The organism is Arthrobacter vasquezii, assembly GCF_029455255.1.
In the GTDB taxonomy this organism is placed as follows: domain Bacteria; phylum Actinomycetota; class Actinomycetes; order Actinomycetales; family Micrococcaceae; genus Arthrobacter_D; species Arthrobacter_D parietis.
Map to the genome: position 1 here is coordinate 11,629 of NZ_JAROKN010000026.1, position 15,984 is coordinate 27,612.

At 64.5% G+C, this 15,984-nt stretch carries 13 protein-coding genes; 5 read left to right on the forward strand and 8 right to left on the reverse strand.

Going from position 1 to position 15,984, the window contains the following annotated elements:
- The first annotated feature begins 135 nt into the window (after positions 1 to 135).
- The 5 genes from P4U43_RS10535 to P4U43_RS10555 all read left to right on the forward strand — a co-directional run bounded on the left by P4U43_RS10535 (position 136) and on the right by P4U43_RS10555 (position 7,159).
- A complete protein-coding gene (locus P4U43_RS10535) occupies positions 136 to 1,068 on the forward strand; it encodes a carbohydrate ABC transporter permease (RefSeq protein ID WP_277358702.1) in 933 nt (310 codons plus the stop codon).
- 65 nt (positions 1,069 to 1,133) lie between these two features.
- Positions 1,134 to 1,967, forward strand: coding sequence for a carbohydrate ABC transporter permease (locus P4U43_RS10540; protein WP_404800724.1), 834 nt, complete (start codon positions 1,134 to 1,136; stop codon positions 1,965 to 1,967).
- Between the two features lie 76 nt (positions 1,968 to 2,043).
- Positions 2,044 to 3,375, forward strand: coding sequence for an ABC transporter substrate-binding protein (locus P4U43_RS10545; protein ID WP_277358704.1), 1,332 nt, complete (start codon positions 2,044 to 2,046; stop codon positions 3,373 to 3,375).
- A gap of 158 nt (positions 3,376 to 3,533) precedes the next feature.
- Positions 3,534 to 6,638 (forward strand): glycoside hydrolase family 2 TIM barrel-domain containing protein, encoded by a 3,105-nt coding sequence (locus P4U43_RS10550; RefSeq protein ID WP_277358705.1) that lies wholly within the window; start codon positions 3,534 to 3,536, stop codon positions 6,636 to 6,638.
- Positions 6,639 to 6,730: 92 nt separating this feature from the next.
- Positions 6,731 to 7,159 carry a hypothetical protein gene (locus tag P4U43_RS10555; protein ID WP_277358706.1) on the forward strand — a complete coding sequence of 143 codons (429 nt, stop codon included), beginning with the start codon at positions 6,731 to 6,733 and terminating at the stop codon, positions 7,157 to 7,159.
- A 35-nt stretch (positions 7,160 to 7,194) separates the two neighbouring features.
- On the opposite strand, the gene P4U43_RS10560 is transcribed toward P4U43_RS10555, so the two are convergent.
- From P4U43_RS10560 to P4U43_RS10595, 8 genes are all read right to left on the reverse strand, one after another.
- On the reverse strand, positions 7,195 to 8,268 hold the full coding sequence (locus P4U43_RS10560; protein WP_277358707.1) for a UDP-N-acetylmuramate dehydrogenase: 1,074 nt from the start codon (positions 8,266 to 8,268) through the stop codon (positions 7,195 to 7,197).
- Complete coding sequence (locus P4U43_RS10565) at positions 8,265 to 8,705, reverse strand: MaoC family dehydratase (RefSeq protein ID WP_277358708.1); 441 nt, start codon at positions 8,703 to 8,705, stop codon at positions 8,265 to 8,267. Before P4U43_RS10565 ends, P4U43_RS10560 begins: the two co-directional genes overlap by 4 nt.
- Before the next feature lie 2 nt (positions 8,706 to 8,707).
- Positions 8,708 to 9,157, reverse strand: coding sequence for an FAS1-like dehydratase domain-containing protein (locus tag P4U43_RS10570; RefSeq protein WP_056543893.1), 450 nt, complete (start codon positions 9,155 to 9,157; stop codon positions 8,708 to 8,710).
- Between the two features lie 64 nt (positions 9,158 to 9,221).
- The gene (locus P4U43_RS10575) at positions 9,222 to 9,473 is read right to left on the reverse strand and encodes a hypothetical protein (RefSeq protein WP_277358709.1); all 252 of its coding nucleotides are present in this window, start codon (positions 9,471 to 9,473) and stop codon (positions 9,222 to 9,224) included.
- Positions 9,474 to 9,482: 9 nt separating this feature from the next.
- Positions 9,483 to 12,059 carry an AMP-binding protein gene (locus P4U43_RS10580; RefSeq protein WP_277358710.1) on the reverse strand — a complete coding sequence of 859 codons (2,577 nt, stop codon included), beginning with the start codon at positions 12,057 to 12,059 and terminating at the stop codon, positions 9,483 to 9,485.
- A gap of 4 nt (positions 12,060 to 12,063) precedes the next feature.
- Entirely contained in the window at positions 12,064 to 13,209 is a 1,146-nt protein-coding gene (locus P4U43_RS10585) for an ABC transporter ATP-binding protein (protein WP_056543886.1), read from the reverse strand.
- Positions 13,199 to 14,893, reverse strand: a complete 1,695-nt coding sequence (locus tag P4U43_RS10590; protein ID WP_277358711.1) for an ABC transporter permease — start codon at positions 14,891 to 14,893, stop codon at positions 13,199 to 13,201. The genes P4U43_RS10585 and P4U43_RS10590 overlap by 11 nt, the downstream gene beginning before the upstream one ends.
- Entirely contained in the window at positions 14,890 to 15,918 is a 1,029-nt protein-coding gene (locus P4U43_RS10595; protein ID WP_277358712.1) for an extracellular solute-binding protein, read from the reverse strand. The genes P4U43_RS10590 and P4U43_RS10595 overlap by 4 nt, the downstream gene beginning before the upstream one ends.
- Positions 15,919 to 15,984: the final 66 nt, after the last annotated feature.

Below are 15,984 nucleotides of genomic sequence, written 5' to 3' on the forward strand. Positions count from 1 at the left end.
AGAACGCGTACCACCTATCACTCGGCACCCCGGGTCGAAGCTGGTGCTCGGATTGAAGTTGCGCAACGTCGTCGCCGTTCCCATAGGCACGGTCGGCGCTATAGGCACCCATTCAACAGGCAAGGAGGCCTCCTGATGGCTACCCTGAATCAGGCCCATACCCCGCCGCGCTCGGCGGGGCGATCGCCGAGAACGGCGCAGAAGGGACGCAGCACACGTAAGGCGGTAGCCGTCTTCGTTGCACCCTTCGCAGTGCTCTTTCTCCTCTTCTACGCGGCGCCCATCATCTTCGCGGTCATCCAGTCGCTCCTGACGGTTGAGCGTGAAGGAACGTTCGGTCCGCCGCAGCAGGTCTTCGGCGGTCTCAGCCAGTACGCGCTCGTCTTCCAGGACCAGGCGTTCTGGGCCTCCGTGGGCCGGGTACTGCTCTTCGGTGTAGTGCAGGTGCCGATCATGCTGGGCATGGCGCTGCTGTTTGCACTACTGCTCGATTCGCCGCTGCTCAAGGGAAAGAAGTTCTTCCGCCTCGCGTTCTTCGCCCCGTACGCGGTGCCGGGCGTCATCGCGGCAATCATGTGGGGATTCCTCTACTCCCCCTCACTCTCGCCATTCAGTGCGGTCACCTCGGAAATCAACTTCCTCGACGGTTCCCTGGTCCTGTGGTCCATCGCGAACATCGTCACCTGGGTGTACGTGGGCTATAACATGCTCATCATCTACGCGTCGCTGCTCGCTATTCCCACGGAAATCTACGAGGCGGCACGGCTTGACGGCGCCTCCAACGCGCAGATCGCCTGGCGGATCAAGATCCCGCTGGTGACTCCGGCTATCATCCTCACGGCCGTTTTCTCCATCATCGGCACGCTGCAGCTCCTCGCCGAACCCCAGACCCTGCGCAGCTTCAGCTCGGCGATCAGCAGCACCTACACACCGAACCTCGCGGTCTACACCACCGCTTCTGTGCCCAACTACAACCTGGCCGCTGCGTTTTCCGTCGTTCTGGCACTGGCCACGTTCATCCTCTCCTTTGTCTTCCTGAAGGCAACCCAACGGAAGGTATCCCAATGAGCGCGCCAACCGTTCCCCTGTCGACCGCGGAGAAGATCCATTCCCGCGGACCCCGGCAGAGTGTCATGTCTCGCGCCGCGGCGATGCTCATCATGGGCGTCTTCACCCTCTACTTCCTGACCCCGATCTGGTGGCTGCTCGTCACCTCCACGAAGTCCGGCAGCGAAATCACAGGGACGGCAGCGCTCTGGTTCACACCGAACTCCATCTCGACGTTCTTCACCAACCTCATCGGGCTCTTCCAGTATCAGGATGGGTTGTTCGTCAAATGGTTGGCCAACAGCGCCCTCTACGCGGGAGCTGGCGCGGTGCTCGGCACGATCATCGCCGCCATGTGTGGCTATGCCCTGTCCAAGTACGAGTTCAGGGGCCGGGAACTCATCTTCAATGTTGTCCTAAGCGGTGTGTTGGTGCCCGCCACCGCGCTGGCCCTGCCGCTGTTCCTGATCTTCAGCGAGGTCAATCTGACCAACACGTATTGGGCGGTCTTCCTCCCCAGCCTTGTGAGCCCCTTCGGTGTCTACCTCGCGCGGATTTATGCCGCGGCTTCGGTTCCCGGGGAACTCCTCGAGGCAGCCCGGCTGGACGGCTCCGGTGAGGTGCGTACCTTTTTCACTGTCTCCAGCCGCCTGATGGCGCCGGCGCTGGTAACGATCTTCCTGTTCCAGTTCGTCGCCATCTGGAACAACTTCTTCCTCCCGCTGATCATGCTGCGCGACCAGGCCCTCTTCCCGGTGACGCTGGGTCTGTACGCGTGGAACAGCCAAATCAGCCAGATCCCTGAACTGCGCACGTTCGTGATTATCGGCGCGCTCGTCTCCATCGTCCCGCTCATCATCGCTTTCCTCGGCCTGCAGCGCTTCTGGAGCAGCGGACTCAGCGCCGGAAGCGTCAAGTAACCAGACTGCAAGACCCTAAGAAACCGCCGGAAGGCACACGCCTGCCGGCCTCATCCATACACAAAGGAAAAACAGAATGCGTATGCATCACGGAAAGACCACCGTCGCCGTCGTCATGGTCTCTGCCCTGGCCCTCGCGGGCTGCGCCAGTGGAGGCGACTCCGCCGGAGCGCCTGAAGCAGCGGCGTGTGAGCCCTCTACCGAGCCGGTGGAGCTCACCTACACCGCATGGGTTCCGGGCATGGACCAGGTAGTGGAGCTGTGGAACGAAGAAAACCCGGACATCCAGGTGACAGTCCAGACGGGCCCCAATGGAAACGCCGGCACGTACCGGAACTTCTTCAACCAGCTGCAGGCGGGCAACGCACCTGACCTGGGTCAGATCGAGTACGACGCACTCCCCAACTTCCGCGTTCAGGACGGCCTCGAGAACATCGCGGCCTGCGAAGGTATCGCCGAAGCGAGTGACCAGTTCATCGACTGGACCTGGAACCAGGTGACCTTCGGAGAAGAAGATGCCGTCTACGCGGTCCCGCAGGACAGCGGTCCCATGGCCCTCTTCTACCGCGCGGACCTCTTCGGGCAGGCCGGGATAGAGGTTCCGACCACCTGGGAAGAGTACGCGGCCGCGGCCGATCAGATCCGCGGGGAAGGCGGTTACATCCACAACTTCCAGCGCGCGGACGTGAACTGGTTCGCCGGCCTCGTCTGGCAGGCGGGCGGCCAGTGGTTCAGCAGCGAGGACGACGGCTGGGAGGTCAACCTGACCGGTGAAGAGTCCATGGAGGTGGCCGAGTACTGGCAGGGACTGCTCGAGGGCGACCTCGTCTCCACAGTGCCCTCCTTCTCCGACGAGTGGAACGCCTCCATCAGCGAGGGCGAGCAGTGGACCTGGATCTCAGCGGTCTGGGGCACCAGGCACCTGCAAAGCGCTGCCCCCGACAGCGCCGGCAAGTGGGCAGTTGCCCCGATGCCGCAGTGGGATGCGGGCCAGAGTGCTGCCAGCAACTGGGGAGGCTCCACCACAGCAGTACTGAAGGGCTCCGACCACCCCTACGAGGCCTCACAGTTTGCACTGTGGCTGAATACCGATCCCGAAGCACTGGCTCTCGCGAACGAGCTCGGCGGGCTGTACCCGGCAGCTACCGCCGGCGCAGACCTCGAAGCGTTCAGCGGTGAGTCCGAGTTCTTCGGCGGACAGGCTGTCTATGACGTCTTCGCTGAAGCTTCCAAGAACGTGGACCCTGAATTCACCTGGGGACCAACGATGACCCAAACCTATACAGACGTTTCCGACGGCTTCGGCGCCGCCATCGCAGGCGAGTCCACCCTCATGGAAGCCCTCCAACGCGGTGAACAGCAAACCATTGAGTCACTGAAGGCGCAGTCCATTCCTGTAGTCGAGTAACGCGTCGCAGGAACCAGTTTGCCCACTCAATCGGCCTGACACGGTTGATTGAGTGGGCCCCTTCACGGCCGGGCATTTCTGTCAATCATTACGGCCGTCGCAACCATAATCGTCCTCCATCCTCGTAGCGTGGAGACCTCACTGAAGGAGCCGTCAAAGTGATCCCCCGCCGTTCTGAAGTTGCCGCCTACATCACCGATACCGCCCCCGGCGGAGGAAACCGCCTCCCTGCACGGTCCTGGCTGCGCAGCGACGCTCCGTCACTGACGCTCGACGGTGAGTGGCGCTTCCGCCTCCTCCCCGGCGTGCCCGGCACGCCCGGCGGTCGAGGCTTCCTCCCCCAGGGCGAGGCGCCCGAGAGGATGGCCACAGAAGAGTACGACGACGCCGCGTGGGACACGTTGCCCGTTCCATCGCACTGGGTGCTTGAAGGTGACGGTGCCTACAGCCGCCCGATCTACACGAATGTCCAGTTCCCCTTCCCATGCGACCCGCCGTTCGTCCCTGATGAGAACCCGACCGGGGACTACCGCCGCACCTTCGAGATTCCGGCGGAGTGGGTCCAGGCTGAACGCATCGTGTTGCGCTTCGAGGGCGTCGAATCCCGCTACAAGGTATGGGTCAACGGCGAAGAGATCGGCTGGGGGGCAGGCAGCCGTCTGGCCCAAGAATTCGATGTCACGCCAGCTTTTCGGGCCGGAACCAATACGATCGCCGTCCGCGTCCATCAGTGGTCCGCTTCAAGCTACGTCGAGGATCAGGACCAGTGGTGGCTCCCGGGCATTTTCCGCTCCGTAACACTTCAGGCACGCCCGGCTGGTGGAATTGAGGATTTCTGGCTCCGCACCGGTTACCACGACGGAATCGGGACGCTCGATCCAGAGGTGATCGCACCGGCGTCGTCATTCCCCATCCGCCTCAGCATCCCGGAGCTCGGGATCGACGTGGAGTGGGCCAAACCCGCGGATGTCGCGCCGCTTGAGGTGGGCAGCGTCCAGGCCTGGTCCGCCGAAATACCGCAACTCTACGACGCGACTGTCGCCAGCACCACGGAGACAATCGCGCTGAGGATCGGGTTCCGAACCGTAGAAATCATTGGCGACCAGTTCCTGGTTAACGGCCGTACAGTGACCTTCCACGGCGTGAACCGGCATGAGACCCACCCCGAACAGGGACGTGTATTCGACGAAGACTTCGCCCGCGAAGACCTTCTACTCATGAAGCGCTTCAATGTGAACGCCATCCGCACAAGCCACTATCCGCCCCACCCGCGGCTGCTCGAACTGGCGGACGAGCTGGGCTTCTGGGTCATCCTCGAATGCGACATTGAGACGCACGGGTTCGAGCGGCACGACTGGGTCGGTAACCCGAGCGACGACCCTGCTTGGAATGATGCTTACCTCGACCGCATTGAGCGGACGGTGGAGAGAGATAAAAACCACCCGTCCATCGTCATGTGGTCCCTTGGTAATGAATCCGGTACGGGCGCGAACCTCGCTGCGATGTCCGCGTGGGTACATGCCCGGGACACCGGAAGACCCGTCCACTACGAAAGCGACTACACGGGCGCCTACACAGACGTTTACTCGCGCATGTACTCCACAGTGCCTGAAACGGAGACAATCGGCCGTGACGGCGACACCAATCCGCTGCTCGGCTGCTCGGCCGCCGAGGCTGCCCGGCAGCGTACCAAGCCGTTCATCCTGTGCGAGTACGCCCACGCGATGGGCAACGGCCCCGGTAACCTCTCACTCTACGAGGCGCTTGTCGACCGGTACCCGCGACTGCACGGCGGGTTCGTATGGGAATGGCGCGACCATGGACTCCGTACCCGCACCTCCGATGGGACCGAGTACTTCGCCTATGGCGGCGACTTCGGAGAAGAAATCCACGACGGAAACTTCGTCCTCGACGGTCTCGTACTCTCCGACTCCACACCGACCCCCGGCCTCTACGAGTTCAAGGCCGTCGTCGCCCCCATACGGATCTCCTTCGAATCACCGGGCGGAAAGGACGCTGGAAGCAAGCCCCTCCTACGCGTGCGGAATCTCCGCCATACCGCGAGCACCGAAGACCTCACCTTCCGTTGGCGGCTGGAGGATAACGGTGAGACGGTCGCCTCCGGTGAGCTCTCGATTCTCGGCCAGCACGGCGGGCCCCTCGAAGCCGGCGAGGAAGCAGTGCTCGCGCTGCCCACCACGGGGCAAGGCTGCCGGGGAGAGGCGTGGCTGACCGTCGAAGCCGTTCTCGCCAAGAACACGCCGTGGGCGGAAGCAGGACATGAGATCTCCGCCGCACAGATGCAGCTCGCTGAACGATCCGCGCCCGCCGGTCCGCGACCGGTCCTGGGTTCGCTTGCACCGGCCGTCGGCACCAACCGACTTGAGCTTGGCCCGGCCGTGTTCGACGACGGCCGCCTCGTCGCGCTGGCAGGCCTGACAGTAGAAGGCCCACGCCTGGAGCTCTTCCGCGCCCCCACCGACAACGACCGCGGCCGGTTAGTCGGCAGCTACATCGACTCGGACCCCTGGGCACCCGATGCCCACGGCGTCCCAGGCAACGGCCGACCTGGCCCGTCATCGGCGGAACGCTGGCACTCGGCCGGGCTGAACCGTATGCACGGAAGGGTTGAATCAATAGAAACCAAAACGGGCGCCGTGCACGTCCGCACCCGCTACGGGGCCGCGGACCAGGCCCGTTGCGTCACCGTCGATGAGACGTGGCAACTCGACGGACAGTGCCTATGGCTGCGCATCGATCTCCTTCCCAGCAGCGGCTGGGAAGGCGTCTGGCCACGCGCAGGAGTTCGTTTCGGTCTACCTGACACCGTGGACGGCGCCTCCTGGTTCGGTCTCGGCCCGCACGAATCCTACCCGGACAGTGTCCACGCGGCTTTGGTGGGGCGGTACCAGGCTGGTATCGACGAGCTCCCCGTCAAATACGGGCGCCCACAGGAAACAGGCCACCGCAGCGGCCTGCGCTCCCTCGATCTCCGCACCGGGGCCCACCCATGGCTGCGGATCGACGCGTTCCCGGATCCGCAGGGACGCCTGCCCGGTTTCACGCTGTCCCGACACACAGCCCAAGAGCTCGCCACCGCAGCGCACCCGCACGAACTACCAGCCTCGGATCGCTCCTGGCTTTATCTCGACGCAGCACAGCACGGGCTTGGCACCCGCTCATGCGGGCCGGATGTATGGCCAACAGCGGCTCTCGCCCCGGAAGCCCGCAGCCTGACCCTGCTCATGTCCGCCACTGCATAGCGGCCAGCCTGCGTGCGCCCTCTCGAGGAGACCGAGGAAGTTCGAATCTGTGTACTAGAAAAATGTCAGAGGTACGGTGCAGACTGTTCTGCATGACGCAGATTCCGGTAGATCAGATCCTTACGCGGTACTTTTCGGCGAGCGCCGCGGGCAGGCATCCCGCCACGGTTGAGCGCTACAGGCGCGTATTCGACCACCTGCGACTGTTTCTGGACCGGGAGGGCCACTCCACGGTCAGTCCGGATACGGCCGCGCTACTCGCCCTGGAGCGGCAGTTCGAGCCTGAGGGCGCCTTCGAGCGGATACTCGGTGCGGAAGAGCTCGTCTTCGCACTCCCCCGGTTCCTCAGCGCCGCGTGGCTGCTACCGGATTTCCACGACCGGCTCGCTCAGATCAGCCTGGTCTCACGGCTGGTCCAGTGGCTGTGCAGCCGGGAGCTGGTGGACAGCCGGTGGCACCGCCACGCCGTCATGCAGACCCGGGCGGCAGCCGAGAAAGCGCGGCGGCGGGCAACGACGTGAAGGGCAGGCGCCCTGCGGTGCAACGCTCCCCAGAACTAGTTCAGGGAACAGCCGATCAGCAGGGGTTCCGGGTGCAGACGGATGCCGAAGCGATCCTCCACACCATCGGCAACCAGCCGGGCAATACTCAGCAGGTCTTCCGCCGAGGCCTCGCCGCGGTTTGTGACGGCGAGGGTGTGCTTGGTCGACAACGCGGCCCTGCCGCCCGCCGCGCGGTGGCCGGCATCATCTGCCAGGCCAAATCCCTTGCCGAAACCTGCATGCTCGATGAGCCAGGCCGCACTGAGCTTCACGGAGCCGTTGGGCATCGGGTACCGGGGCGCCTCCGCCGGCAGGGACTCCGCCTCTGCCGCGTCGACAATCGGGTTGGTGAAGAATGATCCGGTGCTGTAGGTGTCGCGGTCTTCCGGGTCCAGCACCATGCCTTTCGTTGCACGCAGCTTGAGGACGGCACGTCGCACATCGGTGGCGTAGGTCCGTCCCCCGGCGTCGATACCGAGTTCGCGCGCCAGCTCGGCATACCGTACCGGTGCGCTCATGCGGCCGAGTCCCAGCTGGAACTGAACCGTGAGCACCACATAACGGGGAGATCCGGCGTCGGTCGTGCGCTTCAGGAGGGAATCCCGGTACCCGAACTTCAGGTCAAAGTTGGCCAGGGATTTGATGGACCTGGTCTCGCGGTCATACGTGCGCACCATGGCGATGGTGTGGGATACCTCTGATCCGTACGCGCCGACGTTCTGCACGGGTACCGCCCCGGTGGAACCGGGGATGCCAGAGAGCGCCTCCAGCCCGGAGTAAGCGTGCCGCACTGTGTACTCGACGAGCTCATCCCAGGGTTGGCCGGCCTGGGCGGTAACCATTACGCCTCCGCAGGTGGCGTCGTCGTCGTTCACTGTGAAGCCGGTCGAAGCAATTTTGACCACTGTTCCGGCGAAGCCGCTGTCCGCCACCAGCAGGTTCGAACCGCCGCCAATCAGCAGGAGCGGCTCCCCCGCCTCATCGGCGGAGCGGATCGCCTCGATGAGTTCCGCTTCAGTGCGTGCCACCACGAATTTGCGGGCGGGGCCGCCGACGGCCGACGTGGTGAACTGGGCGAGGGATGTCACCAGATCCGCACCACTGCCTGTGCCTTGACGAGCACCTTTTGTCCCCCGGCGGAGACGGTCAGGTCAATGCGCGCAGTCGAATTGTCCGGGTCCACAGCCCCGACAACTCCGACAACCTCGATGACCGCCCCGGCACTGCCAGGCTGCGCCGTGGTGTCCTCAACAACAACCGGCCGGGTGAAGCGGGTCTGGTAGTCGATCACGGCGGCGGGATCACCGATCCAGTCGGTTACTGCCTGGACCGCCGCGCCCATGGTGAACATGCCATGGGCGATGACTCCGGGTAGGTCCACACCCCGGGCAAAGGATTCATTCCAGTGGATGGGGTTGAAGTCACCGGATGCTCCTGCGTACTTCACCAGGTCCAGCCGGGTGACGTCGAGGGAGGAACGGCCGATTTCCTGGCCCACTTCAAGATCTGTCAGCGAAATTGTCATGCTTACTGCTCCTCCCCGCGCACCAGGATGGATGACGTGGTTGTTGCGGTTTTTTCACCTTCCACGGTGGAGATCTCAGCACGGGTGGTGATCATTGCTCCGCCGCCCATGGCCCGGACCTGATCGACGTGGAGTTCGGCAACCAGTTCATCCCCCGCGATGATCGGCCGGTGGTGGATGAACCGCTGGTCGGCGTGGACCACGCGGGTGAAATCAATGCCGGCCTCGGGATCGTTGATCAGCTGTGCGTCAGCCCGCTGGGCGATGATGATCGCGAAGGTGGGCGGCGCGACGACATCGCGGTGCCCCAGCGCGCGGGCGGCTTCCGGGTCGAAGTGCGACGGATGCGTCGCCTTCACTGCCTGGGCGAACTCGCGAATCTTCTCGCGGCCTACGGTGTAGACCTCACCAGCAGGGTAACTGCGCCCCTGGAGGTCGGGGTTGATCGTCATGAAACTCCTTATGATCCGGGCTTCCCGTCGCGGGCACGCCTGTTCAGGGTAACTGCTCGTCAGGCTACCGGCTGGTTGGGCCGGAACCATCCTTAGGCCGATGGCGGCGCTGCGCGTCACGTCCACGCACCACCAGGCCGGCCAGATGTGCCGCCATTCCCGCAATGATGATCGGCAGGGCCGCGAAGACCAGGGGATCTGTCTCGAGCATTGCTCCGGCGATGGCCAGCAGGATTCCGACGCCGGTGAGGATCAGCGCAGCGATGACGAGCCGGCGGTACAGCGGCGATCCGGTGTCCCAGGGCGTGTTCAGCATCCTTCAACCCTACCGAAGCGATTCCCGCCGGTGACCGGTTAGCGCCGGCGTCCATCGGCGGAACAGTCCCGGCACCCGCATGACCAGCGCCCAGTAGAGCACTCCCGCTACCAGGGAGGCTGCAACGCCTACCAAGGGATGGAGGTTTTCAAGGTGCGGGAACACGAGCCAGTGTACGAGGTAGATGTACAGCGATGCGCTTGCGAGCACCACAGTGAGTTGCTGAAGGACCGTGGGGACCGGGAGTCTGGGAACCCACACGAGCAGCAGCATCCCTGTCAGGAGGGTCATTTCGCGGGCCAGGTCCCCATAGAAGAAGCCGGGGATGCACAGTAGCGCAACCGCAGTGATCAGCAAGCGATGCGCGGTACGCCGTGCCTTCGCCACCGCCCACCCAAGGGCGAAGAGCCAGAGCGCGGGGGCAGTGTTCGGCACCTCGAGGTCAACGATGTTGAACCGCGTCAGCAGACCCGCGGCGGCCAATCCCAGCGGGAACCCGAAGGGAAAACGCCGTTCCAGCCGTGCAACGGGAGGAAGGGCAAGCAGTGCAACCACACAGACAAGGAGGTAGGTCAGCACCTCGACGAACCAGAAATGCCATTCAGGTGTGACTTCCTGCGGGCCGACGAGCGCGTTCAGCAGGAAGATATTGGCGACGCTGTAGTGATCGGTAATGATGTAGCCCAGAAGAATCAGCGCCACGCTCGGCAGCACTATGCGGGCGATGCTGGTCAGCTGGCGTCGCAGCCGGTGCCAGCGTTCGCCCTGGAGCTGGAAACGCGCAAAGTTGTACCCGGCTGCGGCCATCAGCACGTGCGCCGTCCCTTCCCAGTGGAACAGGCCGATGTGCGTGCTGATGATGAAGATGATGGCGACCGCCCGCAGCACGATGCTCGCCTCGACGGCCGCGAAGAATCTGCGCCGACGCACCGGAGCTTTGGCCGCCGCGCGCTGTGCAACCTCAACAAGCTCTGCGACGGACCGCACGTGCCAGTCCGCGGGCAGGGTGCCCAGGGCCCGCTCCAGGCGTACGGACGTCGCTACATAGGACAGTGAATCGCCGCCCAATGATACGAAGGTGCTGTCATCATCGACTGCGGGTACCTCCAGCTGCTCGGCCAGAATCACGCGCACGTCATGCGGCCCCTCCTTGAGGGTGACCGACGGTGCACGTGCCTCCGGTGCGGGGTCGGCGAGGGCGAGAATCGACTGATAGTCCGGCTTTCCGCTGCTGAGCCGGGGAATCTGCTCCACGGAGTACATCGTCAGCGCCCCGCGCGGTATGCCTAGGTCAGGCGCCAGTACCTTATGGAGCAGCCCCGGTTCGTGATCGCCCTCCAACGCGACAACCAGGTGTTCATCGGTCCCGGCACAGGCGGCCCGCACGCCGAGGTCGGCGAGGATCTGCTCCACCCGTCCAAGGTCAATCCGCAGCCCCGCGACCTTGATGAAGCGGCTGCGCCGTCCAACCACCTCGTACAGTCCATCCGGGTGCCTCCGCGCCAGGTCTCCGGTGCGTAGCTCGTCAACGGTGCGGCCAGCAGCGAGGTCCGCGGACGTCTCCGCGTAACCCAGCATGACGTTGGGGCCGGTGTACACCAGTTCACCGTCCTTGAGCCCATCGACCGGATCGATCCGGAAACTGCCGCCGGGCACGGGCACCCCGATCCGGGATGGATTCTCCGCGGCAAGGGCTGGAGGCAGGTAGGCCATCCGCGCCGTCGCTTCGGTTTGGCCGTACATCACGAACAGCTCCCAACCCCGGTCATTCCCCAGTTCCGCGTACCGACGCACCAGATCCGGAGACAGGCGACCGCCGGCCTGGGTCACGTACCGCAGTGTCGGCAGGTCCATGTCTGCGAAACCGACGCGCTCGAGCAGCTCGAAAGTGTACGGAACGGCGGCGAAGGCGCTTGCGTCCGTTCGGCGGAACAAATCCCAGAAACAAGGGTCCACAACGGAGAGGTCAGTGAGCACCAGCGACGCTCCGGCGAGCAGGTGGCTGTTGAGTACCGATAGCCCGTAGCAATAGGACAACGGGAGGGTGGTGACAGCCCGATCCGCCGGCCCTATCCTCAGATACTCGGCGATGGCCGCGGCGTTCGCCTCGAGGTTCCGGTGTGAGAGCCTGACGAGCTTCGGCGAACCCGTTGATCCTGAGGTGCTCAGCAGGAGTGCGAGATCGGGATGCAGTTCGTGACTGGTGATGGCGCGGATTTCACGGATGCGCGGCGTTCCGTTCCCGCCGCCCGAGTCAATGACAACATCCGGGTCGAAAGTACTCCGTAGTGAGTCGACGGCGGAGGGCTTGTCTCCCGGTACCAGGATCACAGGGTGCCCCGCGGACAGCGCAGCCAGATAGGCGACGACGGAGTCGAGGGTGTTGGTTGCCGCCAGCAGCACCAACCGCCGGTCCGGACCGAGACGGTCCGCAAGAGCCTCCACTCGTTCCGCCAGATCACGGTAGCTGAAGGTTTCACCGTCCGTCACGATCGCAGCGCGGTCAGCGAAAAGGGCGAGGTCCGCTGCGAACCCGACGGACCGGGTAGCGGGTTTCAGGGGCAGAATCGGCGTTGTCAGAGACACAGGTTCACCTCGATGTGGGAATCGGGAACGGTTCCGGCGCTTGCAGTGCATGGCCTGCGATACCGATCGGCGGCTCGGTGACGGCGCGGTCATCAACCAGCAGGGTCGGTGAGGTCCCGGACGCAACCGTCACAGTGACGGCAGTGCCCGGCGCGTACCGCACATGGTGCGGTTGCCAGGACCGCAGCGTGCGGCCGGATGCCAGACGGACATAGTGCAGAACGAATGCCCCGCGGTACTCCAGCGACACAACCCGTGCGGATGCGCCCGGATCCGGAGCGAGCGCAACTTCGTGCGGACGCAGAACGACGTCGACGTCGACGTCGCAGTTGGCCCACCCGGGCACGGTCGAGACAACACCGATCTCGCAGGTCAACAGCGCGTTGTGGACGTTGGCTGGAAGGAAATCGGCATCCCCCATGAAGGAGGCCACGAACCGGGTGGCGGGCTGCTCGAACACCTTTTCCGGTGTGTCTGCCTGTTCAATCACGCCGTCGTGCATCACGACAACCCGGTCTCCCACGGACAGCGCTTCCGTCTGGTCGTGGGTCACCAGCAGACTGGTGGTTCCTGTCTCCTTCAGCACGGCTACGATATCTGCTCGTACCCGGCCCCGGAGCGTCTCATCCAGGCTGGAGAAGGGCTCATCCAGCAGTACGACGGCGGGGCGGGGCGCCAGTGCACGCGCTACCGCCACCCGCTGCTGCTCTCCGCCTGACAACTCATGCGGATAGCGGGCGGCAAGATGATCGAGGCGTACCAGCTCCAGTACCTCGGCAACGCGCTTCCGCCGTTCGGGGAGGGAGAGCCGGTTCAGTCCGAAGGCAACGTTTTTGGCGACGGTGAGGTTGGGAAACAGCGCATGGTCCTGGAACACCAGCCCCACACGGCGGCGTTCCGGTTCCTGAAAGTTCCGCCGGTCCGCCACAACATCACCGGCGATCGTGATCGTTCCGGAGTCCGGCCGTTCCAGGCCGGCTATCATGCGCAGCATCGTCGACTTGCCGCAGCCGGAGGGCCCAATGACGGTGAGCATCTCTCCGGGAGCCACTGTCAGATCGAGGGAGGTCGCGGCCGCGATGGCGCCGTACCGCCTGCTCACCCCGCTGAGGGTCAGCGCCGTGCTGACATTGACAACCTCACCGCGCATGGGTCACCGCCCCTGCCTGCAGACCCGCCGACCGCCGGAACAGGAAATACACCGGGATGACGGCCACGGCGATGATGCCCAATGCCGGCAGCGCAGCCTTCTCCCAGAAGTTCTCCCGGGCCAACTCGTAGACCCAGACAGAGACTGTGGTGAATCCGAAGGGTCGCAGCAGAAGCACTATCGGCAGTTCCTTCACGGCATCGATCGCCACCAGCGCCAGAGCGACAGCGACGCCCCGGCGGGCCAGCGGCAGATGCACGCGTGCCAAGAGCCTGCGTGGTGTGGCTCCGAGGCTCAGCGCGGAGGAAGTCAGCGCCGGTGAGATCTTGGCGAAGCTCGCGTCGACCGCCTGGTAGGCAGGCGCAAGGAAGCGCACCACGTAGGCAACAAGGATTCCCGCCACGGACCCGGTCACGAGCAGGCCGGTTCCGCCCGGGACGCCCGCGGATTCCAGCCATCCATCCACGCGGGCGAAGGCGATGAGCACACCGATGCCGATCACTGCCCCCGGCACGGCATAGCCGAAGGTGGTAACCTGCGCTGCAGTTGCCACGACGGGCCCTCCGCCCAAACGCTGGGCGTGCCCGGTGACGAGCGCGAGTCCTGCGCACACGACTGCGACCAACAATGCGACGGTCACACTGTTTACGAGATACTCGGCGAAGCGAGGGTCCACCAGTGGTTCGGACGAGGCGAGCGCTTCACCGGCAGCCCAACCGATGAGCTGTACGACCGGGAGGATGAAGCCCAACCCGAGCACCCCCAGACAGGTCAGGGCGGCAGCCCATCTGGTCCAGCCGGTGAGCCTTCGGGGCTGCAGGCCCTCTCCCCGTCCAGGCTTTTGGTGGAACCGCGACCGTCCCCGCAGGAGCCGCTCACCGCCCAGCACGGCGACGGCGAACAAGAGCACCAGCACGGAAAGCTGGGTTGCCGCATTGAAGTCGAAGGTGCCTTTCCAGACCAGGTAGACTCCCACGGAAACGGTCTGGACGTTGAAGTACTGGACGGTTGCAAAATCCGTCAGGGTTTCCATCATCACCAGCGCCAGCGCCGCGGCAAGCGAGGGCCTCGCCAGCGGAAGCACCACCCGCCACAGCGTGCGGGCGCGGCCTGCACCGAGGGTGCGCGCGGCGTCGTACGTTGTTGCGCTTTGCTCCACAAGCGCCGACCTCGCCAGCAGATAGACGTACGGGTAAAGCGTCAGGGATAGAACGACGACGGCGCCCGCCAGCGTACGTACGTCAGGCAGCCAGGCGCCGGGACCGAGCACTGCACGCAGACCGGCCTGCACCGGTCCCCCGACGTCGAAGGTGGAGAGAAAGACGAAGCCCAGAATGTAGGCGGGCATCGCGAGCGGAAGGACCAGCGCCCAGGAGAGCGTCTTCCGCAGTGGAAAATCATAGGCAGTCACCAGCCAGGCCAGGCCGCCGCCGATCAGCAGCGTCCCCACACCCACTCCCACCAGCAGGAGCACCGTGATCAGGACCATCGAACCGATGTCCTGCGGGATGCGGCCGGAGTTCAGGCTTCCGAGCCCGTCGACCACCACAGCGATGACCGGCATTGCCACCAGTGCTGCGGCAAGCAGCACAGCAGCGGACCACAGCGGACGGCCGTTCCCGGTCAGCCGACGCCGCCGTTGACCGGCAACGGCTGCGTCAACCAGGACAGCCGATTCGCTCACTTGTAGCCGGCCTCGGACAGGACATCGATCGCTTCGGCGTTCAGGTCGCCGTAGGCCGCAGCGTTCAGCGGCATGCGGCTGAACTCCCCGAATTCGGCAATCACCGGCTCGGGCTTGGCAGCCGGGTTCACCGGGAACTCATGGTTGGCGTCCACGAAGGCGTTCTGCCCCGTGGTAGCGAGCCACTCTATGAGCTGCTGGGCCTGCGCCGCGTTGTCCGAGTTCGCCACGACACCGGCCCCGGAGATGTTCACGTGGGTGCCGGCGCCCTCCTGACTGGCCCAGTAGAGGTCCACTGCCAGGTCAGGGTTCTCCTCGAGGGTACGTGCGAGGTAATAGTGGTTGTTGATTCCCACATCGCACGCACCGGCATCGATCGCTTCGAGCAGGAGGATGTCATTACTGAGGATATCCACGTCATTGGCCACCCAGCCCCCGACGATCTCCAATGCCTTGTCCCGGCCGTGGAGGTCGATCAGGCTCGCGACCAGTGACTGCGTGTAGGAGGACGTGGCGTCGCGCATGCACAGCCGTCCCTTCCACTTCGGATCGGCCAGTCCCGCGTAGCTGTCCGTGGCGTCGAACTCTGCCGGATCAACATTTTCCGGGTTATAGGTGAGGGTTCGCGCCCGCATGGCCAGACCGAACCACTGCCCCTCCGGGTCGCGGAGGTCCTCAGGAACGGCTTCATCCAGTGCGTCCGAACTGATCGGTGCCAGCACATCCTGGCGGGCGGCGTTCCAGAGATTTCCAGCGTCTACGGTCATGAAAACGTCTGCAGGGGTGTCACTGCCCTCGGCTTTGAGCCGTTCAAGCAGCTCGGCGTCATCACCGGTGATGAACTCCACGGAGATGCCGGTTTCATCGGTGAAATCAGCGAACGCACCCTCAAGGTCATAGTGGCGGGCCGAGTAGATCTGCAGGTCTGCAGGCGCGGCGCCGATACCGAGCACGCCACACCCGGAGAGGGCAAGCACGGGAACCGCAAACGCGGTGCAGGCAGCAAGGAGCTTCGGTCGAGGCATAGGGGTACTCCTGAAGGTAGCGGCGACAGCCGCAGCAAGCTTTACAAAGGCAAGCCTAACCTATCC